We start from the raw sequence: 24,035 nt of genomic DNA on the forward strand, positions 1-24,035 counted from the left end.
TGAGCCCGTCGTGAGCAGCCGGGCCGAAACGAGTGGCAGCCTCGGTGAGTGTTGGAGGGAGCAGGCCGGTGCCTCGTCATCCCGATGCAGTGATCACACCGAACCCCACGCTGCGCGAGGCCCGCGAGCGGACGCCGTCACCCTGGCGAGCCGGGCAGAGCATGTCCCGCACCGAGCTCGCCGACACTGTCAACGCCGCCCTCGACCAGCTCTACCCCGGTCGTGACCTGACAGCCCACTACGTCGACAGCCGCTGGATCGGCAAACTCGAACGCGGCGAACACCGCTGGCCCAGCGACGAACGCCGAGCCGCCCTCCGCCACGCCCTCGGCGCCGCCACCGACACCGAACTCGGCCTCTACATCCCACGCCACACCGAAGGTCTCATCAGTGTCAGTACGGTCCCACTGACGCCGGGGAGCTGGGTCTCTAGCAGCATGGGCCTAAGTCGAGCTGGCGGGAGAGGAAGCGGAGATCCGCAAATCTCGGAGGTGCTCACCGGTGAGATAACTCGACTTGAGAGCGGCGAGTACGACGACTGGAACAGCTTCTCCGTAGTCACGAGCATGCTTGCGCAGCAGCGGCAAGCGGTTGCCCCTGCCGCCCTGCTGAGCCTCGTGGAGGCGCACCGTGATTGCCTACTGACCTTGTTTCGGAAAGCGGTAGGGGATCCGGCGGGCGCGGCCATCGGCGTGATGCTCGGTGAAGCATCCATCGTCGCTAGCCGGCTGTGGAGCGCACAGGGAAACCGATCCGTGGCCCTCGCCCGTTGCGCCTACGCACGGACTCTTGCCGAGCAGCTTGGCAACATCCGGCTTGGTGCGACCGCCCGGATCTTCGAGAGCAACCTGCACTCCGGAGCCTCCACACTGATTGATGCCGACGGCAACATCATGACCGGGCTGCGGCTGCTGGACGAGGCCGCCGCGGCGGCCAAGCACCTCAGCTGCGCCGCACAAGCCAGGATCGCCGCGGAGCAGGCCCAGACCTATGCGGCATTGAACATGCGGCCGGAAACCGAAGCGGCGTTGGACCGAGCGCGGCAGGCAGCTGCCGGGATCACGCCGTCCGACCGGATCGGCCTCTTCAGCGACTGGAACGCGTCACGCCTGGATGTATACGAAGGCACGTGCCGCATCCTGCTCGAAGAACCGGAAGCCGCCATCGTGCACCTTGAGCGAGCATCGATAGTCCTCGACCAGGACTCAGAAAACACGAATGTGGCGCTTGCCGCTCACGTCGACCTCGCCAACGCCTACGCACTAACCGGTCACCTGGACATGGCCTGCACTACGCTCGGTGACACGTACGAACAGCTTGAGCGGATCGGTAACCTCCGGGGCATCTCTCGTGCCCGGCGCACCCGTGAGGGATGGAGCCGATGGAACGCTGAACGCGCCGTGCAGGAACTGGACGAGAGAATGGCCACGGTCTAGGGGGAGGCGGGTAGGTCAAACCTGCTGGACGAGGGAAGCGATGGTCGCGACCACCAAGTTGGGCTCGAGTGAGTCCAACACGGCATCTGGGCCATAGCTCGATAGTTCTTCCCGGCTTGCCCGATGCGCGACCACCACAGCCCGGAAACCTGCGCTTCTCGCGCACGCGATGTCGTTCGGAGCGTCTCCGACCACCACGGTCCGGTGCGGCAAGACCACCGCTCCATACTTGCTTTGGTAGCGGCGTGTGACGACGGCAGGAAGACGGAACCGATCTCGTTCGTCGGAGCCGTATCCCCCGATTTCCAGATCCAGTTCACCCTCAAGGTCGAGCGATTGGATCTTGATCTCGGCCGCCACTCGCAAGTTCCCGGTGAGAACTGTCTGCACGAAGCCTCGCCGATGCAGCTCGCCGATACTGTCTGCGACGCCGGGATACGGCGGCTGAACGTGAGCAAGCTCGTTGCGGCCCGCCTCCATGACTTCCCCTAGAACCTGGTGAAAGCGTGGGACGCCGGCTTCGGCTTCGGCTGACGCGATGCCGGAGGCGATCGCAGTATCGATCACGATGGACTCGTCGGTGTAACCGTGGACCTTCTTCTCCGGGAAGGTCACGGCCGCCTCATCAATTTCGTACGTTCGGGCGATAGAACGGCGCAACCAGCGAAGATCTGCCGGAATCAGCGTGCCGTCCACGTCCCAAACCACAAGGCCAGCATCCCGATGCTCCACCGGCCCATCGTCGCACAGTGATCGGACCAGATGAACCTCACCAACCTCGGGAGCAGCAAGCGCGCCGGAAAGCGCGCCAAGGGAAGAGGGGCGGTGATCTCCGGGTCGGCGCCGTGATCGAAGCGCTGCACGACGCTGGCGAAGACATGGACAACCTGGCCACACCCGTTCTCGCAATCGCGATGGCCGCACAGAACCTGGACCTCGACCAGCACCCCTTCACTCCGGACGAGTTGCTGCCGTGGCAGGTGGTCAATACCGTCAGTCCGGCGACCGGGCAGACGCTGCTGGCCGGCATCGCGGCACGGCTGAGCAACGCGCCAGACCCTCGCCAGCCGGTCACGCAGGTGGGTCACCGGTCGAACACCGCGAATCAGGTCCGGGATCCAATCGGCCTCGTCGTCGCAGGTCTCCCGACGTTCACCAGATCATGTAACGATGTTGATCGTGTGGCTGGCAAAACGCACCGCTCGCGGCAGTACTGCGGGAACCGTTGCAGCGGTTGCAGAGCGCGGCGGTGTGGTGCTGCCAGATCCTCACCGCCAGATCGGTTCGGGCTCCACGACGACGCCGACCGTGTCCTTTCCGGGCCGGCTTTCGAGCCGCGGCCGACCAGCTCGCGACGACGCCTTCGGTACCGGTCGGCCAAGGGCGTAGGCGTTCGCAATCGGAGCGCCGTGCTGATCGCACAACTCGATCTCACGCGGCGCGCCGTCCGGGCCGGTGATGACCCACGTGTTCGCCGGCTCCGTGCCGCAGCGATCACACGCCCGAACCTGAACCGCCCGCCTCGCCATGATCGCCAGCCTAGTCGCTCACGCGCCGTGCTGTTGCCTCGGCGCAGACGCGCACGATGCGGCATAGAGCGGTTGCCAAGCAGCGACACTGTTGATCGTGCGGTTGGTGGGCATCGAAGGTCACGTCGGAGCACTGCGAGTGGTCGGATACCAGTTCCCGGATGCGGCCGATCCGGCGCACCGCTTTAGCTGGCACATGCTTGAGGGAAGCGCGACGTGCGTCGAGGGCTCCTGCGGTTTCGCTACCCGGCGTTGACGTGTGACGAGTCACCACGCGTCGGTAGGTGGCTGCGCGATGTCGCAGCGGGCTGCACGATGCCTGCCGCCGCAGGAGACGTCGCGTCATCGGCTGAGCTGACGTTTTACCGAGCCCAATCTGTCCCTGGTGGCGGCCCCGACCTGTCGGGCCACCGCGATGCTCGACATCAGCCTGTCCTTGGAATTCGCGCCGCCCTGGCGGCCTAGACACGGTGCCGACGTACCGTACGTCGTCAGGTGCGAGATGACCCCCACGAGCAGCTCACGCAAGCAGCAGCCGATTGGGAAGCCCGAGATCGCCCCGTATCCCGAACGCTGACAACCCGACGAACCCCGGAACGCGGCGTGAGCGGATGTCATGGTCGTCGCCTGGCGTCCCTGGTTTCGGGTGTGCGGCTTTCTGGGGGAGCTATTCGCTCGGTTCAGCAGAGGATCGATGGAAGAACACATCCCGAGAAGGCACCGGCCCTGCAGGGACGCCACGTGCACACTCGTTTAACCAGCGGGCTCCGGTGTCCTTCCTCAGCACGCTCGCGGGCCGGGCGCATCCGGTGCGATGATCACCGCGTGTATTACGACGATCTCACCCCCTACGAGTACACGCACGACGAAGTGTGGTATGACCGTTCGACCGGCATGCACTTCCTGCGCTACGAGCCGACCTACCAACGCCTCAACATCGGCTGGCTCCAAGCCGACCAGCCCTGGACCGCGGCTCCAGCCCCGGAAGGATTCGTCAGCAGGCTCCTGGCCATCATTGACGCTCAGGACGTCAACAGCATGCTCGGCCACCATGACTGCGACCTGTGCTCCACCCCGCTGCCGCTATCCCACCCCTGGTACGAACCCCGGCCTGGCCACCAGCGCGCCAGCGCGAACACCTCCGAGATCAGAGTCCCCGCCAACGACAACATCGCCTACGCGGCCCCGCACCTGGTCGGTCACTACGTCACCGACCACGGCTACCTGCCACCGCAACCGTTCATCGACGCCGTACTCGCTTTCGACCCCCACAGCCCCTGGCCGACGCACTGCCCACAGATCCGCTTCCCTTGGATTCCCAGCCAAGCGCGCCTGCGCTTCATCGACGATGACGACCTCTGGAACGACCACGCCGGGACCTAGACGCTCTGCGGTGTGACACCAGGTCCGCCATTCAAGATCAGATGCTCGCTCATCGGCTACGAGTGTGCGCCGGCGGCGCCGAGCCGCGGCCACGGAGCGTGACGACCTCCGGGTTGGCCACCGCGCGAGAATCGCGGCCATGAGCGCGCAGCCGATCAAGTGCTGCCGATGGCGAGATGCCCGTCAGTTCTCAGACTGACGCGGCCATGTCCAGGCGGGGACCTCACGGATCGGATGCAGCTGGTCATCGGTCTCGGCATGCGAGTTCTGCTGGGCCACGCGGGCGCCGAAGTCAAGGTGCTCGCCTACGGCCGCGCGGAAGGCGTCGTCGTCCGGTAGGCCGGCTTCATCGATCGCTTCGAGGTAGAGGGCGACGAACCGTTCCCGCTGCTCGTCGGTGATCTTCAGATGGCGGTGGACGTCAATGAGGTACTGAAATCCGGGGCCGGTGGTGAATCTGTTCGGGCCGCCGAAGGACTCGGCGGTGAACCACGTGAGATGTTCGACGTGGCTCGGCTGGCGAGTGGGGAACACGCTGCGCAGCACGGGGTCGTCCAGCACTTTGGTGTAGAACAGTTCTTCCAGGCGATGCAGCGCCTCGTCGCCGCCGGCGAATTCGTAAAGAGTGGTCATTGCCTCGTCCTCCGTAGCCTGGGGCTGAGCGGCGTGCGCGCTTCCCGAAGATCCGATCGCTGCGACCGTACCTCGTGGTGACGAGCGTGGTCACCTACGGCCCGCTCGGGATGACGCTGGATGAGCTGTTGGTCGCCCGGCGGTAAGACGGCCGACCTGCGCGGTACCTCGTCCCACCGATGATCATCGGCACAGCCGGTACCTCCGCGCCGGTCGCGGCAGAAGCGTGCGTCCCCTCGAGTCTCATAGTGCCGTAGGCCGGTAGCGAAGTGCTTCGTCGACGATGTCCTCAGCCGAGGCGTCCACGAGGTGGGGAGGCGGCCAGTAGATGAGGTCGCTGACTCCAGGCCGGACGGTGTTGGTCTTGAGCACGAGCAGGTAGTAGTGCCTGTCGTCGTCCATCGCCTGGATGCGGCGGACGATCTCGACCAGCTCCTCCCGGCTGACGTCCGGGACCTTCGGCCAGCACATCGGTCTCGAAGTCCTCGATCTGCTCCGCCGTCGCCGGCCGCCGCACCTCGCGCAGATCCCGAACAACCGCCAACCCCAACCCGCGCCCCCTCGTCTTCACCGGCGACGCGAGACCGTCACCTCAGACGAGAACGACTCAGGAACCCTGAAGTAACGTCAGCCCAACGTCCATCGTCAGTCGAACCAGCAGATGTCCAGGTCAGCGCCACGCAACAGATTCCACGATGGACAGACCACACCGGGAACTCTCGGGTTATTTCTTATGCTGGACATGGGCACCCACCGCCCGGTCGACGTGCTGCCGGGCCGCAACGCCGAACCTCTCACCGCCTGGCTTCAGGAGCATCCCGGAGCGAAGATCATCTGCCGGGACCGGGCCGGCGCGTACTCCGAAGGCGCCCGTGCGGGTGCACCAGATGCAATCCAAGTCGCGGACAGATGGCATATTTGGCACAACGTGGGCGAAGCCGTGGACAAGACCGTCACCGCGCACCACGCCTGCGTCCGGGCCGCGATGACCGCCGAAGTCGGGCCGGCCACCAGCCCGGCCCGCGAGGCCGGCCCGGAGCCCACCCGCGCCGCCGAACCAGCAGCAGCCGTGCCGGACGGGTCGCTCGACGTGTGCGGTCGCGAGCGGTCGCTGGTCGTGCGCACCCGCGAGCGCTACACCGCGGTGCAGCAACTGCTGGCCGACGGCGCTTCACTGGCCGAGATCGGTCGGCGGCTCGAGCTGGAGCGCGACACAGTGCGTCGCTTCGCCCGCGCCGCCACTGTCGACGAACTGCTCGTCAAGGCCGTCAACCGGGCCAGCCTGCTCGATGGCTACACCCAGCACCTGGACTCTCGGTTCGCTGCCGGCGTCACCAACGCCGCCGTCCTGCACGCCGAGCTGGCCGCCCTCGGGTTCACCGGCAGCGTCCAGACGATCCGCCGCTGGCTCCACCCCTTGCGGGCAGCCGTCCCCACCGCGCCGCGACCGACCCGGCCGGCGGTCCCGAAACCGCGTCACATCACCCGCTGGATCATGACCGACCCGCAGCACTTGACCCCGGACCAGCACGCCCAACTTACCGACGTAGTCACGAGCTGCCCCGAGCTCCGGGCCCTTGCCGGCCACGTCCGCGACTTCGCCGACCTCATGAACAAGCACCGCGGCGACCGCCTACCCGCCTGGATGCTGCGGGTGCAGGCCGACAACCTGCCCGCCCTGCACTCCCTGGTCACCGGCCTACGCCGCGACCTGGACGCGGTCATCGCTGGCCTAACCATGATCTGGAGCTCCGGCCCGGTCGAGGGCGCCGTGAACAGAATCAAAACAATAAAACGATCTATGTATGGCCGGGCTGGCTTCGATCTCCTGCGTCGCCGAATCCTGCTCAGCGACTAACTCCTCCGGACCACAAGATCATCGCCAGAACCCGACAAACCCCATGCAGCAAGCAGCGGAAAAACGACTCTGCAACAACACGTCATGGAGCAGGCGAACGCGACCCGGTTCGGCCGGTTGACATGCTTCACACAGCGGCGCTGCTCGCCGCCCCATCAGGGGAGGGAAGAAACAGCCAACCCTTTCTCAAAGGAGGGACCGGAGGTGCGCCTCCAGGGCTCCGGCAAAGTCGGGCCGCTAGACTCCGCGCATGCCGCATTGCCGACTTTCCTCCACAAAACGCACAGCGATCGGGGCGCTACTGCTGGTCTTGGCCGTAGCCGGCTGCGACTCCAAGGCGGAATCGTCCTCCGATACCGCGACCGCCTCCCGCGCTGCTTCCCCCCCAAGTCCCCGTGACGCCGAACCTTCCGCATCTCCCTCCCCCACCGCGGACGAGTCACGGGAGCCCAAAGCGACACAGCAGCCCAAAGCGGCACAGAAGACGGAGGTGCCGAGCGGGGGCGGCACCAAGTACACGGAGTGTGCCGACGGCGACTGCAAAGTGTCCTTCTCCGGTTCGGTCAAATTCCCACTCGCCAGGTGGACGGTGTCGGCCTACATGGAGCATGGCGGTGTCAGTGTGCGACTGACCGACGCCAATGGCAGGGGCGGCGGTGGCGGGTTCATGGCAGGGCCCGGGTGCACTGTGGCGGTACACGCCGACGGCGGCGGGCGAGTCGGATGCGACCAACCCGGAGCCGAGCCCGAACCGGGAGGGTACGTCGTACACCTGCTGGAACTGGACGGGGACACCGCGGTCATCCGAGCGATCCTGGGCTGACTGTGAGGATCGCTGTCGCAGCCTGATTGTGCTGGGCTGTGGTCTGGTGGCCGTGCGTGTGACCCTTGGTCTGACTGGCTTCGTGCCTTTGAGCCGACTTGTCCACGCACGGTCACCGGCCCCGGCCGGGTCGCTCGGCATCACCTGACGACTTTGCCGGGGCCCTGGGTGCGCCTCCAAGCCAAGCGGCTCCCCCGAAGCCCAGGCGGTCAGCTCACTTGAACGCCTGGCGCGACAGAGCACTACCGGCTCAAGGTTGTACAGAGTTGACCTAGACGCCGGGCCCGGCTGGCAGCCAGTCCGCTAATCCGAACATCTGATCCGTGGTCAGATGCTTTCGAAGAGTTATAATCCCTGGTAAACACGGGTCCCAGCGTGTCGTTACGGACGGTTTTGTGCTCCGGAAGCGCACATCCGTAGTCGCTGGTCTACGCGAGGCGCGGCGGCGAAGCATCATTCCTGACGGTGATGGCCAAGGCGGACGCGCCGGTTCTGTTCGGTTGGTGCTCGCGGCGTGCGCGACATCCGATCACCGCAGGAACACATTGCGATCGCGGTGGACGCCCGCGCCGGCGGCGAACTGCAGACCGTCGTCGGTGATCGTGGCCCAACGCTCGCCCATGGCAAGCTGGACCGCCTGCGCGGCAAGGACCAACCCCGCCACGCTGGTCATCCACAAGGGCTGCGATCCCGGGGTCGGCACGGCGCCTCCGTCGACAACGCGGTCCACTGCCCGCACTGACGGTAGTAGCACAGAACGATAGGCAAACCTTGGCGGATGCCGGGGCGACGTGCGCGGACCTATCTCCGGGCCAAGCAACCAGAGTGAAGCTACCACCCGGTATTCACCCGAACATGTGCATTCCCGCAAGGACCGGTCCTCGCCGCGCTACGGATCGACATCGATACGGCGGAGTGCCGTGTGCGCTCAAATGCCGTGCCCCTCGAAGAGACGCGCACTGCCGTGAACGCCGCTCGGCCGGGCGACGCGGCCTCCGCCGCGGACGTGCGATACGTGATCCAGCTGCACTGTCGTGCGGGTGGACCAGACACGCCTACCAGCCCGGCTCACCCTACGGACTTTTAATCATCGGGAATCATTATTGCGAGTCGCATCGCAGCGCGATTTACCTGCGTAAACGCGCTTTCCGACCGTCCATTGTGGATTTGGATTGCTCCAAGGTTGCTCGGCTGTTCAAGTGGCTGTTTATCCGTGCCTGTCCTGGTGTAGCCGAGTATTTCCGGCCTTGTCCTCTCGGCGGGATATCGCTCGACGCCTCTTACGTACCGGCCGGGGCTGACCAGCCCGCTGAACATATAGAGCGATCTCGGCATTGCCCGAGTTCCGCTCATGGTATGTCGGTGGCGCGAGGCCAACGCCGTCCCTTCGCCGTTCCGGGCGCAGACCGGTGGTGGCTCGTGGATGTTCGTGAGGGCGCGGCGCTCTAGACGCCGCGTACGGCGTCGATGCGGCTGTGTTCGGCGGCTTCCCGGAACGCGGCGAAGTCGCGCTCGTTCCGGTCGGCGTACGCTTCGGCGAAGTCGACGATCGCCTGGTCGAATGCGTCGGAGCCGCCGAGGTAGGCAGCGATCGCGACTCGGTCGCCGGAGCGGGCGTGGGCCCTGGCCAAGGTCCATCCGCACATCCGGGCGTAGAGCGTCATGCTCAGCGGGCGCATCCGCTCGATTGGCACGGAGAACTTCCAGTCCCGCAACTGCCGGACGTAGTAGTCGCGTTCCGCAGCGTCAGCCGGTCCGCGGCTGCGTGTCCAGCCGAGGAAGATATCACTGGCGGCCTGCATCAGCCGCTGCCCCGCGACGACACGCTCGCCCTGATTGCTGTACTCGCTGCGTCCGCAGTAGCTGGCCAGAACCGACGGCTGGGCCTCCTTGACCTGAAGGAACAACGGCTCTTCGCCATCGCCCGCGGTCAGCAGCACGATCCAGGCGCGGGTACCGACACTGCCGACGCCGACGACCTTCCGGGCCACCCGCTCGACCGAGAACTGATCGAGCAGATGCCGGCGGTCGGACTGCATGCTGTGTCTATACCTGGCCAGCATCGTGTTGACGAGCCCGTATATCGCGTCTGCCTGCACGTCGCTGAAGAGCTCTTCAATCGGTACGGTCGTGGGCGGTGCGCTGATGATCCTCCGCTGGCCGTCGACCAGCGTGGTGAGTTTGCCGAGCGCTTGCATGCTGTCACGGGTGCGGGCCTTGGCCAGGCGCGCCTCGGCCGCCTTGAGCTGCCTGGCCTTGATCATTGACTTGAACTGTTCGATGTCTTGCTTGACGTTCAGCCGGGCGTTCCAGACGCCCATGACCGGCTGGCCGGCGAAGTCCTGCATCGCCGTGCGGTACCGTTCGGCGGCCGCCGCGGCTGCCGTGCGCTGCGCCTTGGCCGAGAACCCGATGTCGCGTCCCGCGATGACAAAGCTTGCGGCCAGGCGCTTGACGTCCCACTCGAACGGGCCGGGCAGGGTCTCGTCGAAGTCGTTGAGGTCGAAGACCAGGCTTCGCTCCGGCGAGGCGAACGCTCCGAAGTTCAACAGGTGCGCGTCTCCGGACAACTGCACCCGCAGGCCGGACACCGGCGTTGCGGCTAGGTCCGCCGCCATCGGCAGCGCGGCGCCACGGAAGTACGTGAACGGCGACACCAGCATCCGGCCGTGCCGGATCGGCACCAGCTCGGGCACCCTGGAGGGGGCCTGGGTCAGTAGGAGCGCGACCGGATCTCGCGCATCGTCGGGCCCGACGTCGGCGTGAGACTCCAGCGGCGCCGTGGCACGGGCATCCTCACCCAGCGCGGTGCGATTGGCGCGGCCGGCGCGTTCCCCCGTCGGCGCGAGCATGGCGCGGCCGTGCGAGGCCCGCTCCGCCGAACCCTTCGCCGCGGCATCTCCTACCGTTGTGGTCATAGCGGTTCCTCCATGTCGGACAGGTGCCACTGCACGGCATCATGAGTGTCCGCACATCCGCTCAACCCGCCCCTCACCCGCACCGGGTGTTTGCTGCCGGCGCTGTGACGGACCCGAAGACGCCAATGGACCGACCGGCCGCAAAGCGTGGTGTTGGGGTACACACCCCAACACCACATCAGTCGCTTCGGTCGATGTCCGAAGTCGTGTGCATCGTCTGCACAAAGTGGGATGGGCGGGATCCCTGGTGTCGGGATCCCACCCCCCTCGGGATAGCTAACGGTTGGTGAACAAATGCAGCAGCCAGTCAGCGGCTGCGCGGGTGAGCCCGGCGAGCAGGCCGGTAACGGCGGCCGAGAGAAGTCGGGTGGACTGGTCCTCCGGCCGACGCCTGCGTCCGTTGTGCTGCGATCGGGTCATCAAGTGCTCCATCGGTGTGAGTCGGAACGCGGGAGCCGGCGCCGGCTGTGCGTTCAGACTGAGGTCCCCCGTACGGCCCGCTTCCGGTGCCGATGAGTGCCGACCGAGCCCCGGCGGAGGCGGATGAGGCATGCTGGTTCGGCGATGGATGCCGACGAGTCCCGATCAGAGATCCGGCGTGGTAGGTCGGTGGAACGTGCGGCCCTGCCCGCCGGGCCGGAACGTGATCTACGCGACGCGGTCTACCGGTTGTATGTGGAGGCCGACAGTCCCCGACTGGGCGATCTGGCTACGACGATCGCTAAGGATGATGATCTGCCTGGGTCGCCGGGCAAGGATTTGATCAGAAAGATCATCTCCGGTGACGGGATGGGGTCGCAGCAGGACACGGTCACCGTCGCAGTCGCGTTGGTCCGCGAGGCGGGTTGCGCCGACACTGCGATCGTGGCGGACCGGATTCGGTACCTGTGGCTCACCGCGAAGACCGCGCTCCCACCAGAGCCGGTGGAGCCACCGGCTCGGCTAGGTTGGCCGGTCAGTGGATGTGACCCGCTGATGTTGGAGGTGCACCCGGCGATCTCGATTCCCGGTATTGGATTGGACCCGCTGCCGGCCTACCTACCACGGGAACACGACGCGTTGCTGCGGCAGGCGGCGGATCGGGTGATGGCCGGGTCGTCGACGTTAGTAACGGTGGTGGGCGGGTCGTCGACGGGTAAGACCCGGGCCTGCTGGGAACTCGTGCAGTACCTCGACGGGCGGGAGCCGGGTCGGTGGCGAGTGTGGCATCCGTATGATCCGACCCGTCCCGAGGCCGCTGCACAGGCGCTGGCCGGAGTGGTGCCGCACACGGTGGTGTGGCTCAACGAGGCCCAGCACTATCTGTCCCCGCCCGACGCGCGACTGGCGAGCGGATCGCCGCCGGGCTGCGCAGCCTGCTGCACGACCGTGCACGGGGGCCGGTGCTGGTGCTGGCCACCCTGTGGCCGCAGTACTGGTCGGCGTTGACGACCCGCCCGGAGGCGGGCGAGCCGGATCCGTGTGCGCAGGCCCGCGACCTGCTGGCGGGTACCGCGATCACCGTGCCGGACGCGTTCACTCCCGCCGAGATGGCCGGGCTGGACGCGGCGGGGGTCGATCCACGGCTGCGGCTGGCCGCCGACGACGCAGAGGGCGGCCGGATCACCCAGTACCTGGCCGGCGCCCCCGAACTGGAGAACCGGTACCGCACCGCGCCACCCGCCGCCAGAGCGATTATCCGGGTGGCGATGGACGCCCGCCGGCTCGGCCACCCGCTTGCGCTGCCACATGCCCTGCTGGAGCAGGCTGCACCGGCCTACCTCGACGACCACGACTGGGACAGCCTTGGCGAGGATTGGCTGGAACAAGCCCTCGCCTACACGGCCCGGCCGTGCAAAGGCGCCCGCGGACCGCTCACCCGCATCCGCATCCGCCCCAGCGATCCGAACCCCGCCAGCGGGCAGCCGTGCTACCGGCTAGCCGATTACCTCGAACAGACCGGCCGCAGCCAACGTGCCGGCGTCTATCCGCCCGACAGCTTGTGGAGCGCGTTTGCCGCCGTGGTTACCGACCCTGATCTGTTGGCGATTCTCGGTCGGCGAGCTGAGGCGCGGGGCCGGTACCAGCATGCGATCTGGCTGTACGCCCGCGCCGTCGACCTGGGCAGCGTTCACGCTTTGCAGGCTTTGTCCATGCTGCTGGAGCAGGCTGAGGATGCCGTCGGCGCCGAGGCGTTAGCACACCAGGCCGCCGACCGGGGCAGTACACAGGGACTGTTAGCCCTGGCCCGCCAGCGGGAGCGCGCTGGAGATGCCGAGGGCGCCGACGCCCTGTATCGGCAGGAAGTCGACCGCGGCGACACGCACGCGCCGCTGATCCTGGCCAGACGGCGGAAGCGTGCCGGGGATGCCGAGGGCGCCGACGCCCTGTACCGGCAGGCAGTCGACCGCGGCAACACCGGCGGGTTAATCGCCATGGCCAGACAACGGAAGCGTGCCGGGGATACCGAGGGCGCCAACGCCTTGTACCGGCAGGCAGTCGACCGCGGCAACACCGGCGGGTTCGTCGGCCTGGCCGAAGTGCGAATGAGCGCCGGGGACGTTAAGGGTGCGGAAGCCCTGTACCGGCAGGCCGCTGACCGCGGCAACACCGATATGTTGCTGATCCTGGCCCGCCAGCGGAAGCGTGTCGGGGACACCGCGGGTGCAGATGCCCTGTACTAGGAGGCCGCTGACCGCGGCAATACCACCGCGGTCATGATTCTGGCCAGACTGCGGGAGCGGGCTGGGGATGCCGCCGGAGCAGAGGCTCTAGCGGTCCAGGCCGCTGACCGCGGCAACAATCGGGTGTTGACACTTCTGGCCAGGCTACGAGAGCAGGCCGATGCTGCCGGAGCAGAGACCTTGTACCGACAGGCTATTGACCGGGGCCACAACGGCGCGTTGGCAGCATTTGTCACGCAGCAAGCTCGGGCTGGCGCTGCCGCGGATGCCCGTCGGATACAACGATTCGGGCTTACCGGAGCCGGCGATGTCGCGACCGGCTTGGATTTCGGCTTGTATGGCAGGTCTATCACCTGGTCAGGCTGAGCCAGCCCGTCTCGATGCTTGGAACCCTGCCCGCGAGAACTGCATGGCTCGTTTTGACCCACGCGCGCGCCGACTGTCTATCTGGAGGCCGCTGAAGTGGGACGGTACCGATTTAGCCGTTCGACACGCGAACCTGTTTCATCAGTCCCTGCTTGGTCCGGAACGTGAAGCGGCCACGACCTTTCGTGGCCATTCGTTGAACCTCGGCGTAGAACAGGAGGGCTCGATTGACAGTGTCCGACCTTGTGTCGCCGCCTGTAGCAACCGCGTCTTGGAGTGCAACGCGTGCGTTCTTCACCGCGCTCGCCACAGCGCTCGACGACGACGTCGCGCAGGTCGAGCTGGCCCTGGCGAACCTCGCCGAGCTCGGCCTGGACGAGCAGACCCTCGACAACTTCCAAACCGTGCAAGACGACGCCCGCCGCGCCGCCGGCCGCTGCCGAGCCACCCTCACGGTGCTCGACGTCCGGCACCGTCAGCCCGTGGACCGCGGCCCCGGACCCGAGCACGGCCATCAACGCGCAGCGCGCCGCGCTGCGGGACGAACGCGACCGGATCGAGGACCGCCTCGGCGAGATCGAGGCCGCCGAGAAGATCGCCGCGCTGCGCGCCGACAACCCGCAGCGTGGCCTGCAGCTCGACGAACTCAGCCAGTCGATCGCCGCGGATGGTAAGGCCGAAGCTCTGTGACCGCATCCGCGCCGTGCCGCTCCTGCGCGACATGCCGATCATCATCGTCGGCCACGACGACGTCCTGCTGGAGTGCCTGGCCGCCGGCGCCGACGACTACGTGCGCCGCGCCGACGGCACCGGCACCCTGCGCGCCCACGTCCGCGCCCACCTGCGCCGCCAGCACCTGCACGAGCAGAACCGGCGCATCCGCGACGAGCTCGTGCGCCGCGAGATGGAGGCGGCCGAGGAGCGCGCGGCGCGCCGCTTCGCCGAGGCGCGCACCCAGCTGGTCGAGGAGCTGGAGTGGCGCAACCGCGAGCTGGAGGCGTTCAGCGGCTCGGTGTCGCACGACCTGCGCTCGCCCCTGCAGACGATCCTGAGCTACAGCGAGCTGCTGGCCGAGGACGCCTCGGAGGAGGCCGCCGCGCACCTGAGCCGCATCCACGGCGCGGCGACCCGCATAAACGGGCTTATCGAGTCGCTGCTGCAGCTGGCGCACGCGAACCGGGGCCAGATCCAGCACCACCCCGTCGACCTGTCGGCCCTGGCCCTGGACGTGGTGGACGAGCTCCGCCAGCGCGACCCGGCCCGCACGGTCCGCGTCTCGATCGCCCCGCAGATGACGGCCGCCTGCGACGCGGACCTCGTGCGCGCGGTCTACGCCAACCTGGTGGGCGACGCCTGGAAGTTCACGTCGCGCATCCTGGAACCGGCGATCGACATCGGCTGCGACGGCCCGGTGTACTTCGTCCGCGACAACGGCGCCGGCTTTCCCTCGGAACGGGCGGAGGAGCTGTTCCACCCGTTCGGCCGGCTGCACGACGCCTCGGAGTTCCCGGGGACGGGCATCGGCCTGACGGCGGTACAGCGCATCATCGACCGCCACGGCGGCCGCGTGTGGGCCGAGAGCGAACCCGGCCGCGGCGCGACGTTCTCGTTCACCCTGACCGCCTGAGCACCACCCCGCGTCGGCGCATATGTCGGCGGGAAGACAAGGTCATGCCGGCGACGTGGCCGACAGTGGTGTTGTGCGCGAGTTCCACGCGGACGAGGGCTGGGGAGTTATTGACGGACCAGCCGTCCCAGGCGGTTGCCGGGTGCATTTCTCGGCCAGCGGCACGAGCTGGTGCCATGATCATCGTCCGTATCCGCGCGCATCGGCTGGGTGACCGTGCTCGGCGCCTCCGCGGTGGTGGCTCCAGCGGCCCGTTTCAGGGCGGGCACCGCGTTTGCGCAGGCTTGGATGGCACGAACGCGTGGCTCAGTTCGTCCATGGTTCGGCTGGTCCGGTCCGGACGGATGCCCGGCGGACCGGCGGCGGTCGCCGGATCCGCGTCCTACACGGCGGCGGTCACTCGGCACTGAACCGCGCGCGGCGCCGGCTGCGGACGGCGACCAGCAGGAACGCGCCCGCGGCCACGGCGGCGAACCCGACGATCGCGTAGACGGTGATGTCCGAGCCGGTCTTCGGCAGCGGGCCCGCCGCGCCCGGGGTCGTCGACGCGCCGGCCGAGGGATCGGCCGGAGTGAGTCCGCCGCCGGGACCGCTGCTGTGGCTGGCTGACGGCTTGACGCTCGCCGACGGGCGGGGACTCGTGTCAAGGGTGACGTTGACGGCGGCCGTGTTGTTCGAATGGTCCTCGTCCAGCGTGCTGAAGTACGGGTCGATCATGTCGTTGCCGAGCCCGTACCAGTCCGTGAACACCTGGATCTTGCCGGCCGTGGCGACGTTGGCCGAGACGATCCGCAGCTGCCAGGTCTCGGAGTACGTCTGGCCGGCCCCCAGGGCCGGGGCTTTGCACCTGTACACCGTCCTCGGGGGCGGACCACAGTTGGCCGCGGCGTCGCCGACCCACTCGGTCCCCGACGGGGCCACCAGGTCAAGGCCGTAGCCCGGCGCCGCCCGCGGTCCATTGTTCGTGACGGCCCAAGCCACGTCGACGATGTCGCCGACGCGGCCCCGGGGCTGGGCCACGATCGTCGCGGCGAAGTCGCTGAGCTGCTTGATCCGGTCGACCGGGGCGGTCGTCAGCGAGTCGCCCGTGTCGGGGTCGTCGCCCGCGACAATCTTCACGAGCGGCGGCGGGGGCGAGTGCAGGCTGGACGAGGTCGGGTCCACCAGGGCGTGGATCGCGATGCCGGCGGTCGCGCCCGGGGCGATGGTCATGTGGTACGTGCAGTCGACTGCGGCCGACATGTAGTCCACATGCCGGCAGACCTCGTTCTCCCGCTGGTCGTCGTGCCAGACCAGCGAATCGTCGTCGGCCGGGTGCTGCCGGAGGAAGGTCAGGCGGAACTTGACTCCGACAGTCGGCAAGGTGCCGTCGTTGCGGACCTTGACGTCGATCGCCAGATCTGCGCGGTTCTGGACCGGGACGCTGGCCGACAGGATTTTCACCGGGCCGCCCAGCGGCGTTCCTGCCGACGGATCCGCCTGCGCGACCCCTCCGGGCGTTGCCGCCGCGACCAGGACCAATGCCGTGGACACGAACAGTCCGAGCCGCAACCGCATGCCGTTTCCTCCCCCGCGAGGGCTTGTGAGCCAAGCCGGGCGCGATTTTAGGGGCGGCTGCGAGTGTGATCAAATTTTCGGCGGAAACCGGCGAAATACCGCCGTGCTACGAACAACCGGCCGTTTTCGCGGCAAGCACCCGCCCTCGGCCGGAAGTCCCGGCCGTGAGGGTGGATGGCACATTTGCTGTACGTTGGTGCCGTACCCCGGTGCAGGGTGCCGAAGGTTGATCGCCTCGAATGCGGTCTGGCGTGGGGCTTCGGTTATGGACAGTGCGTCTTCAGCGGTACGAGATCACGAAGTCGTCTCGGCGATCAATAGACGTACAGGCGCGGGTTTGAGGGTCGTCGGTCGCGCTGCGCATGGGAGGCTCGGCGGCGCGATCTACGCTCAGTGGCCCGATGGTCGACAAGCCGTGGTGACTCGTTTCGTGGGTCCGCTCGCCGAGGCCCACCGCACTGCCGAGGTGCTTGCCTATGACGAGTACGCGCTTCTGCTCCCCTGCGTGCCGGCAACGAGCCTGGCGGGTCAAGGTACTCAAGGAAGAGGTCGGCGATCGCGCCACACAGCCATGCGACCGCTGCGGCCGGAGCATGCGGGTGATCGTGCGTCGTGACGGCGTGCGCCGGCTGGTCCGCGGGGACAGGAAGTATTGCAGTCAGCGTTGCCAGAAGCAGCATGCGCGCCACCTCCGCCGGCCCTGCCCGCCATGTCGATCACCGAAGTCAAATTCGCCCGGCGGGTCGTGCACCGCCTCGACGCGCCCACGCTTCACCGATCCGACGCCAACATCCTCAAAGCCCTCGTCGAGCTCGCACACAGCCTCGGCGCCACCGCCACCGCCACCGGCGTCACCAGCCACGGCCAAGCCGACCGCGCGGCCCGCCTGCGATTCGACACCGCCCAAGGCACCTACTTCACCGACCCGCTGCGCCCCGCCGACGTCCGCGACTTCCTCGCCGCAACTCCCAGACCATGACCCGCCCACTCCACGGGGACATCGACGATCGAAAATTTCGACTATCCGATCCGCAGCCGACCGACCCATGACGACAACCGAATCCGGGTGATACAACGGTCCGTATGGCGGCTGAAGACTGGAACACCGACATCGACGTCCAGATGCCGAGCCCGGCCCGCATGTACGACTACTGGCTCGGCGGCCACCACAACTTCGCCGCCGACCGCGAAGCCGCCGAACAGATCCTCGCCATCATCCCCAACGCCCGCGAAATCGCCCAGGCCAACCGCCTGTTCCTCCGCAACGCCGTACGCCACCTCGCCGACCTCGGCATCCGCCAGTTCCTCGACATCGGCTCCGGCATCCCCACCGTCGGCAACGTCCACGAACTCGTCGCGGACACCGACCCGCCCAGCCGCGTCGTCTACGTCGACGTCGACCCCGTCGCCGTCGCCGTCGCATCGAACTGCTGCGCGGCAACGACAACGCCACCGCCATCCGCGCCGACCTGCGCCACCCCGACGCGATCCTGACCCACCACGCCGTCTGCAGCACCCTCGACCTCAGCCAACCCGTCGGCCTCCTCATCGTCTCAACGCTGCACTTCATCGCCGACGACCACGTCTTCACCGCCGTCGCCCACCTCCGCGACGCCCTCCCGCCGGGCAGCTACCTCGCGCTCTCCCACGCCGCCCAAGAAGCCGTCGGACCCCACGACACCGACGCCGTCGCCGCGATCTACCGGCGCAGCACCTCAGCAGGCGGCACCCTGCGCACCCACAACGAGATCCTGCGATTCTTCGAAGGCTTCGACCTCATCCCCCCGGCCTCGTCTGGGCCTCCCAATGGCAACCCAGCCAAACCGACCCGACCGCGGTCAACCCCGAATCCAGCACCATCCTCGCCGGCCTGGCCAGAAAGCCGTAACACCCCCAACGCGTAAGCACCTCCGCCCCGCCGCCGCGCCCCAACCGCACGCCGCAAATCGGCTGCGCGCCGCCGCGCACGGAGTCGTCACGCCCGACCTCGACGCCAGCCTGACGGCTTCGACTCTCGATGAGAGCTTCCGGTTGAAGGACCATCAGATCGGCTGGGCCACCATCGAGCAGCGTGCGCATCAGGCCGTACACGACCTGCCGGCCGACACGGTGCTGGCCGGGGTGTCGATGAGTGCGGGCGTAGCCAGCACGTTGCTACCGCACAGACCCCACACTACGAGCGTGCGATCAGCCGATCGGGGTCACGTAGGCCCGGACGAACCAGTGCGACACAATCGCGCGGTGCAGGTGTCCGACCACGGTTCGTCCTTCGCCGCCGGCCGACACGTGAACGTGGACGTGCCGTTGATGACCTCGCCGGTGCCGGTGATCTCGAACGGCTGGTCGTAGTCAGTCAGGATGTCGTTGGTCTCGTCGTCCTTCGGCATGACCGAGATGGTGCAGCCCTTGACCGCACCGACGATGATCAGCGAGGCGGCCGCCATCTTCCATCGGCGATCTGACGGGTGATGGACTCGACGACTTCCTCGCCCGGACCGACCTCGGCGATGAACATCAGCAGGTTCTCCTCAGGTGATGGTCGGGTGCAGGCCTGCGAGCACGAAGCCGACGGTTCGCAGATGCGCGCTGCTGGTCTCGGTCCGCAGGGCAGACCTCAGCGCATCGTCGACAAGTTTGCCGACGTGTGGTCGCACACGAGCGAGCAGGACGATGGAGCACCAGCGAGCGCCGGCGTCCGCGGCGTTGCCCACCTCGCTGCCGAGCGCTGTGAGCTGATCGCCGACGAGCTGACTGCCGCTCGCGATCCTTCATGCTTCGCTCCAGGGCAGGCCGGGGCGGCCACCCCGTCAGGTAGAGATCCATGACGTCCGCGTCGACGGCGAGGTGGCGGGCGACGTGTGCATCGAGTACCGGCGATCCGATGTTGGCGAGGATGTCGGCGGCGTTGACGCGCAGCAGGGGGTGGCCGGCGCGGGCCCATGTTTCCTCCATCAAAGCGGGGGAAGCTCAAGGCGGAATGCCGCTTGAACGGACCTCAAACTGACTGCGACACCATTACTGGCGTCGACCACGATCGGCTCGATGCCGGGCCACGGCGTGTCGGCGTTGAAGTACTGCAGAAAGGCCATGAGATAGCGGACATAGGGCGCGTTGGTTCGTTCGTTGTCGCTGAGGCGGGGCAGAATGCTGTCGTAGCTGGTGATGCGCAGTTCGACGCTCACGCAGTCCGCGACGAGGAGGATCTGCGCGACGGCCGATCGCAGCCGGCTGATCGCTTCATCGGGATCTGCGTCAGTTTTCCCGGAGGTGCCGGTGGCTGCGTGGGCGCGGGCGGATGCGACGACCGTCCGGGGTCCGCGGTCGACGAGGACTACACCGTGCGGCCCAATCGACGTGAGGTGTTGCCGAATGTCGGCGAGGCGGTAGGCGCAGGCGTCGATCAGCGCGGTAGCGATCTCGATCGCCGCGGTGCTGACGACCCAGGCGGCGAAGTCAGTCGAGGTCTTGACTGCAGCCAGGTAGTGCCAGAGCGGGTCGGCGATGTGCGCAGTTCCCGCCGGCAGCGACTGCGCGACCTCTTGGATCATGGTCGTCTTCCCGGCGCCGTCCACGCCATCGACGAAGGCCACCAGTACCCGGTGTCTCATGTGGACGAGAACGTACGAGCCTCGACGAGTTCGACGATTTCGGCAACGGCGTCGATTGCCCGCTCGGCGAGGTCGCCGGCCACTTCGGCGGGTGTAGCGCCCGCCCGCCGGAACGCGTCGTATTCGGCAAGCAGCACGCTGAGCTTACTGCCGGGCCAGCGGTGTTCCAGCGCGTGCACGACGTCGGGCAGGCACAGCGAACTGTCCGGATCATGGCTGATCACGACGGTGCGAGCCGTGCTGCACGCGAGGGAGAGCAGCCGCCGGCCCCGGTCGAGCTCGCTGCTCCACTCACTGCTGCCATGCTGAGCGCGTTCGTGCAGCACCTGCAGGCCGCGCAGCAGGTCGACCTCCCCGGGCCCGGTCGTCGGCGCGACGCCAGCGATTACGGGGACATCGGTGCCCACGCGCCGAAGCGCGGTCTGGAGTTTCATGTCGTACGCCGGCCCGGCTGAGCGGATATCGCGTCCGTGCTCGTCGGCGAAATGCAGAGAAACGCGAACGCCGTGGGTGGCGCCGACGTTCCGCGCGATGTCCAGCACTGTGGCGGTGAGCGGTGAGGCCGCTGGCAGGCCCCAGCCGATCAGATCGATGTCGCTCCAGCCTTCGACGTAGTCGCCGCGCGCGGCTGAGCCGCATACGCCTAGCCCTGCCTCCGGGGACTGGGCGAGGATCGCGGCGGCCTGGTCGGCGACCGTGCGGACGATCGTGTCCAGCCCGGTGCTGAACGGCAGCGGCCGTTGTTGGCGCCAGGCGACGATGTTTGCCGCACGGTGAAGGTATTCGCTGAATCCGGCATGACTGGCCTCGTCGGCCGCGCTGTCGAGGTCGATCCAGCGGGCCGCGGTGAACCCTTCTTCCTGATGTACGAGCGTGGTGGTGTCGTCGGCGGCGACGAGGAACCAGTCGACGGTCTTCGTGGCGGGTGTGCCGTCGCTGTCGGTGAATCCGTAAGCCTGCCGGCCGAGGTAGCCCGCGTACAGGACGTCGTGGAGGCCGGTCTCCTCGGCGACCTCGCGCAGTGCGGCGGCCAGTGGCGCCTCACCAGGCTCGAGCCGGCCCTTCGCCGCGACCGTCTGCCGCTCGCCCGCGGCCCGAACCTGATCCAGCAGCAGGGTGCGGGGTTGCCGTAGGTCCGTAGTGACCACGATCGCTCCGGCGGAGGCGTACTGGCGCATCACATCATCTCCTCACGCATCGTGTCCGGGGTCAACCTGATCAGGACGGCGTCGAGTCTGGTCAAGAAGGTCGGATAGTCACCATCGTTGTCGATCCAGTCGTCTGTGATGGAGCGCCATTGGTGCCATTGCTGCATGACCCGTTTCCGAGCGTCCTTGCCGTCGATGACGGCCGCGGCTTCTGCTCGGCTGAGGTCTGCTGCTGTGGTCAGCCGGGTGATGCGGTTGGCGCGGGTCGCCGTGATAAAGACTATGTGGGCCGGCCCGCTCCAGGCCCGCTTGGTCGCCTCGGCGAGGTCGGCGTCGATGAAGCTTTCGATCACCAGAACACGAGGATCCCCCGGCTCGGGTAATTGCCGTACCAGGATCAGGAACTCCTGGTGATCGAAGCCCTCGCGCATCGGCACACCCTCGTGGGTGACGGGTCGGCCGCTGGTGAGCTCGGCGAGGATTGATCGGATTTTGACGCGACGCGCGCGGTGATCCCGCGCGAGATGAGCGCCGGCGCTGCTCTTGCCGGACTCGCTGGTTCCGGCGAGCAGGATCAACGCCCGTACCATGGGAGCAGTTCCGTGAGGCGATCACCGGCGGCAGTAACGCTGGCCGGTAGATCTGCCGGGGCGCCGATACCGACGCGAATCGCGGCGACCACAACGAGCGCGTCGAGCACGCGCTCCGTCTCATGCGTGGGCATAGCCGCTCGGATTTGCAGTGGTGTGCCGTCCGCGGTGGCGACCTGCTCCGACGATTCGAAGATCGAGACATGATCGAGGCCAGGGTCGACGAGCTTGCTCAGATGGTCCGTGACGGCGCAACGGAGCAGGTGCCGTGCCTCGGCGGATGGAACGTCCACGGTCTGTCCGGCTGGTAGCCCTCGGTCCGGGATGATGACCATTCGCAGAGTTGCCGCTTGATCTGCCGTAGTGGCGATGCGGTGAAGATCCGACGCAAACAGGAGGCGTCCGCGAGCGTCGGCGGGCAGGAGGTGAGGTGCCATGTCCCGGCGAACGTGCCACGGCCAGTGCGGCGCGGGCAGAACGGTCACCTTCGGTCGAGCGATCGTCACAAACGTGAATTCGTCGACCATCAGCTGCCCGTATCGGGCGGCGAGCCCCATCGTGAGCGAGGTCTTGCCTTGGCCCAGGCCACCGTCGAGCACGGCGACGGCGCAGTCGTCGGCGACTGCCAAGGAACTTCCGTGTAGCAGCGCGGTCGACCCCGCGGTGCGCAGGTTGGCCGCTTCGATGAAGGCGATGCCTCGGGTGAGTGCTTGCAGCAGACCGATCTCAACGATGGCCTGATCGCGTTCCGCCCGAACCGGCGGGATGGTCAGCGACATCGTCCTGTTGCCCGGGTCCATGACGAACCGGGCGTGATCGCCGGCCGCTAGGCGCAATCGGTACCGGCCTGCACCATCAACGGCTTCGTCTGTGATGCAGTTGACGAAGTTGCCGACCCGGTGTTCGGCAGGAGCGTCTAGATCCAGTTCGACGCCGAGATCGCCAATCCGCACGAGCCTCATGACGGCCAGCCGGGTTTGGTCGCCACGAGCCACATCGAGTAGCCGCCGTGACGTGGGCGAATCGGTCGCGGAGCGCCCGCCAGCACGGCTGCCTCGTTGACGATTTCCGAGTGTGGGGCGAGCGCTGCTGCGGCAGCGAGCTGGCGCATCTCGCGGACTGTGGTGAGGTGCGCGTAGCCGGGCGCGGCATGCTTGGTCTTGTTCGCCAGGTAGAGGATGTCCCGCGCGCGGATCGGCGCTGAGCCGTGCTTGCCCTGGCCGTGCCATCGCAGGTGCCGTCCCCATTGGTCGAGCAGATTCCCGATTCGCACCAGTCCGAACCGGCCCCGGTAGTACCAGTTGAAGACCTCGACCAGGACAGAGCCGCCCGGTGCGCAGACGCGCCATAGTTCGGCCAACGTCTCGATCCGTTCTGCGACGGTCGGTAGGGCGTTGAAGGAGAAGCGCAGGCACCACACCTGTTCGAAGCTCTCGTCGGGCAGCGGAAGATCGGTCATGCTGGCGCAGACGAACGTCGCGTTTGGGCGGGTCTGTCGGGCTATGCCGATGGCCGCCGGGTTGATGTCCACGCCCACGATCCGGCCGCCGAGTTCGGTGACGGCCGTCGTGACCCGGCCGGCGCCGCACCCAACATCCAAGATTCGAACTCCGTGGCCATGTCGGTCGAACAGACGCTCCTCGCAGGGACGCAGCGGGGCGGTGCTGTAGAAGCTGGTCTCCCCGGCATAGTGGACTTCATTCAACGCTCGGATCATCCGGCCGTATCCGTCCTCCAGCAGACGTGATTCGACGGTCGTGGTCCCGGCCATGTCGATGCCACCCTTCATCCGAATCGAGTCCAGCAGCGGCCCGCATGCCAGGGCAGAGTCGGGGCTGGTGAATATCGGGAACTGTGAGTACCAGGCCGTGAATGTCGTGAACTTCGGACTGTGAA

24 protein-coding genes and 1 pseudogene are annotated in these 24,035 nt (G+C 67.4%); 10 read left to right on the plus strand and 15 right to left on the minus strand.

The window, feature by feature from the left end; all coding sequences use genetic code 11:
- Positions 1-89 precede the first annotated feature (89 nt).
- Entirely contained in the window at positions 90-1,436 is a 1,347-nt protein-coding gene (locus ACPPVO_RS36035) for an XRE family transcriptional regulator (protein ID WP_426503009.1), read from the plus strand.
- A 15-nt stretch (positions 1,437-1,451) separates the two neighbouring features.
- Here the strand turns inward: ACPPVO_RS36035 and ACPPVO_RS36040 are convergent, their stop codons facing one another.
- The 3 genes from ACPPVO_RS36040 to ACPPVO_RS36050 form a co-directional block, all read right to left on the minus strand.
- Positions 1,452-2,132 (minus strand): HAD family hydrolase, encoded by a 681-nt coding sequence (locus ACPPVO_RS36040; protein ID WP_426503010.1) that lies wholly within the window; start codon positions 2,130-2,132, stop codon positions 1,452-1,454.
- Positions 2,117-2,524 (minus strand): hypothetical protein, encoded by a 408-nt coding sequence (locus tag ACPPVO_RS36045; RefSeq protein ID WP_426503011.1) that lies wholly within the window; start codon positions 2,522-2,524, stop codon positions 2,117-2,119. Before ACPPVO_RS36045 ends, ACPPVO_RS36040 begins: the two co-directional genes overlap by 16 nt.
- Before the next feature lie 180 nt (positions 2,525-2,704).
- The gene (locus ACPPVO_RS36050; protein WP_426503012.1) at positions 2,705-2,965 is read right to left on the minus strand and encodes a hypothetical protein; all 261 of its coding nucleotides are present in this window, start codon (positions 2,963-2,965) and stop codon (positions 2,705-2,707) included.
- 825 nt (positions 2,966-3,790) lie between these two features.
- Here ACPPVO_RS36050 and ACPPVO_RS36055 point away from each other — a divergent pair.
- Entirely contained in the window at positions 3,791-4,348 is a 558-nt protein-coding gene (locus ACPPVO_RS36055) for a hypothetical protein (RefSeq protein WP_426503013.1), read from the plus strand.
- A gap of 183 nt (positions 4,349-4,531) precedes the next feature.
- On the opposite strand, the gene ACPPVO_RS36060 is transcribed toward ACPPVO_RS36055, so the two are convergent.
- Together ACPPVO_RS36060 and ACPPVO_RS36065 are read right to left on the minus strand one after the other, a co-directional pair.
- The gene (locus ACPPVO_RS36060) at positions 4,532-4,981 is read right to left on the minus strand and encodes a group II truncated hemoglobin (RefSeq protein ID WP_426503014.1); all 450 of its coding nucleotides are present in this window, start codon (positions 4,979-4,981) and stop codon (positions 4,532-4,534) included.
- Between the two features lie 243 nt (positions 4,982-5,224).
- Entirely contained in the window at positions 5,225-5,452 is a 228-nt protein-coding gene (locus ACPPVO_RS36065) for a hypothetical protein (protein WP_426503015.1), read from the minus strand.
- 262 nt (positions 5,453-5,714) lie between these two features.
- Between ACPPVO_RS36065 and ACPPVO_RS36070 the strand changes: the two genes are divergently transcribed.
- A complete protein-coding gene (locus ACPPVO_RS36070) occupies positions 5,715-6,839 on the plus strand; it encodes an ISL3 family transposase (RefSeq protein ID WP_426503016.1) in 1,125 nt (374 codons plus the stop codon).
- Between the two features lie 1,352 nt (positions 6,840-8,191).
- Here the strand turns inward: ACPPVO_RS36070 and ACPPVO_RS36075 are convergent.
- From ACPPVO_RS36075 to ACPPVO_RS36085, 3 genes are all read right to left on the minus strand, one after another.
- The gene (locus ACPPVO_RS36075) at positions 8,192-8,335 is read right to left on the minus strand and encodes a hypothetical protein (protein WP_426503017.1); all 144 of its coding nucleotides are present in this window, start codon (positions 8,333-8,335) and stop codon (positions 8,192-8,194) included.
- Between the two features lie 772 nt (positions 8,336-9,107).
- Positions 9,108-10,580 (minus strand): DUF2252 domain-containing protein, encoded by a 1,473-nt coding sequence (locus tag ACPPVO_RS36080; RefSeq protein WP_426503018.1) that lies wholly within the window; start codon positions 10,578-10,580, stop codon positions 9,108-9,110.
- Between the two features lie 276 nt (positions 10,581-10,856).
- Positions 10,857-11,000 carry a hypothetical protein gene (locus ACPPVO_RS36085; RefSeq protein ID WP_426503019.1) on the minus strand — a complete coding sequence of 48 codons (144 nt, stop codon included), beginning with the start codon at positions 10,998-11,000 and terminating at the stop codon, positions 10,857-10,859.
- A 144-nt stretch (positions 11,001-11,144) separates the two neighbouring features.
- Between ACPPVO_RS36085 and ACPPVO_RS36090 the strand changes: the two genes are divergently transcribed.
- The 4 genes from ACPPVO_RS36090 to ACPPVO_RS36105 all read left to right on the plus strand — a co-directional run bounded on the left by ACPPVO_RS36090 (position 11,145) and on the right by ACPPVO_RS36105 (position 15,236).
- Positions 11,145-12,008, plus strand: a complete 864-nt coding sequence (locus tag ACPPVO_RS36090) for a hypothetical protein (protein ID WP_426503020.1) — start codon at positions 11,145-11,147, stop codon at positions 12,006-12,008.
- Entirely contained in the window at positions 11,963-13,243 is a 1,281-nt protein-coding gene (locus ACPPVO_RS36095; protein WP_426503021.1) for a tetratricopeptide repeat protein, read from the plus strand. Before ACPPVO_RS36090 ends, ACPPVO_RS36095 begins: the two co-directional genes overlap by 46 nt.
- 651 nt (positions 13,244-13,894) lie before the next feature.
- Positions 13,895-14,299 (plus strand): hypothetical protein, encoded by a 405-nt coding sequence (locus tag ACPPVO_RS36100; RefSeq protein WP_426503022.1) that lies wholly within the window; start codon positions 13,895-13,897, stop codon positions 14,297-14,299.
- Positions 14,300-14,312: 13 nt separating this feature from the next.
- Positions 14,313-15,236 carry a sensor histidine kinase gene (locus ACPPVO_RS36105; protein ID WP_426503023.1) on the plus strand — a complete coding sequence of 308 codons (924 nt, stop codon included), beginning with the start codon at positions 14,313-14,315 and terminating at the stop codon, positions 15,234-15,236.
- A gap of 396 nt (positions 15,237-15,632) precedes the next feature.
- Here ACPPVO_RS36105 and ACPPVO_RS36110 read toward each other — a convergent pair whose 3' ends face one another.
- Complete coding sequence (locus tag ACPPVO_RS36110; protein ID WP_426503024.1) at positions 15,633-16,793, minus strand: LPXTG cell wall anchor domain-containing protein; 1,161 nt, start codon at positions 16,791-16,793, stop codon at positions 15,633-15,635.
- 709 nt (positions 16,794-17,502) lie between these two features.
- On the opposite strand from ACPPVO_RS36110, the gene ACPPVO_RS36115 reads away from it, so the two are divergent.
- Together ACPPVO_RS36115 and ACPPVO_RS36120 are read left to right on the plus strand one after the other, a co-directional pair.
- On the plus strand, positions 17,503-17,772 hold the full coding sequence (locus ACPPVO_RS36115; RefSeq protein WP_426503026.1) for an EAL domain-containing protein: 270 nt from the start codon (positions 17,503-17,505) through the stop codon (positions 17,770-17,772).
- A gap of 104 nt (positions 17,773-17,876) precedes the next feature.
- Positions 17,877-18,681, plus strand: a pseudogene (locus tag ACPPVO_RS36120) (SAM-dependent methyltransferase).
- A 313-nt stretch (positions 18,682-18,994) separates the two neighbouring features.
- Here ACPPVO_RS36120 and ACPPVO_RS36125 read toward each other — a convergent pair.
- A complete protein-coding gene (locus tag ACPPVO_RS36125) occupies positions 18,995-19,237 on the minus strand; it encodes a hypothetical protein (RefSeq protein WP_426503027.1) in 243 nt (80 codons plus the stop codon).
- A 21-nt stretch (positions 19,238-19,258) separates the two neighbouring features.
- Between ACPPVO_RS36125 and ACPPVO_RS36130 the strand changes: the two genes are divergently transcribed.
- Entirely contained in the window at positions 19,259-19,618 is a 360-nt protein-coding gene (locus ACPPVO_RS36130; protein ID WP_426503028.1) for a hypothetical protein, read from the plus strand.
- Positions 19,619-19,744: 126 nt separating this feature from the next.
- On the opposite strand, the gene ACPPVO_RS36135 is transcribed toward ACPPVO_RS36130, so the two are convergent.
- From ACPPVO_RS36135 to ACPPVO_RS36155, 5 genes are read right to left on the minus strand one after another with little or no spacing between them, the layout of a single operon-like run.
- The gene (locus ACPPVO_RS36135) at positions 19,745-20,383 is read right to left on the minus strand and encodes a hypothetical protein (RefSeq protein WP_426503029.1); all 639 of its coding nucleotides are present in this window, start codon (positions 20,381-20,383) and stop codon (positions 19,745-19,747) included.
- A gap of 14 nt (positions 20,384-20,397) precedes the next feature.
- A complete protein-coding gene (locus tag ACPPVO_RS36140; protein WP_426503030.1) occupies positions 20,398-21,579 on the minus strand; it encodes an NUDIX domain-containing protein in 1,182 nt (393 codons plus the stop codon).
- On the minus strand, positions 21,579-22,127 hold the full coding sequence (locus ACPPVO_RS36145; RefSeq protein ID WP_426503031.1) for a hypothetical protein: 549 nt from the start codon (positions 22,125-22,127) through the stop codon (positions 21,579-21,581). Before ACPPVO_RS36145 ends, ACPPVO_RS36140 begins: the two co-directional genes overlap by 1 nt.
- Positions 22,124-23,101: a hypothetical protein gene (locus ACPPVO_RS36150; RefSeq protein WP_426503032.1), complete on the minus strand. Its 978-nt coding sequence runs from the start codon at positions 23,099-23,101 to the stop codon at positions 22,124-22,126. The genes ACPPVO_RS36145 and ACPPVO_RS36150 overlap by 4 nt, the downstream gene beginning before the upstream one ends.
- Positions 23,098-23,928 carry a class I SAM-dependent methyltransferase gene (locus tag ACPPVO_RS36155; RefSeq protein WP_426503033.1) on the minus strand — a complete coding sequence of 277 codons (831 nt, stop codon included), beginning with the start codon at positions 23,926-23,928 and terminating at the stop codon, positions 23,098-23,100. The genes ACPPVO_RS36150 and ACPPVO_RS36155 overlap by 4 nt, the downstream gene beginning before the upstream one ends.
- Positions 23,929-24,035 lie beyond the last annotated feature (107 nt).

Source organism: Dactylosporangium sp. McL0621 (assembly GCF_049995355.1).
In the GTDB taxonomy this organism is placed as follows: Bacteria; Actinomycetota; Actinomycetes; order Mycobacteriales; family Micromonosporaceae; genus Dactylosporangium.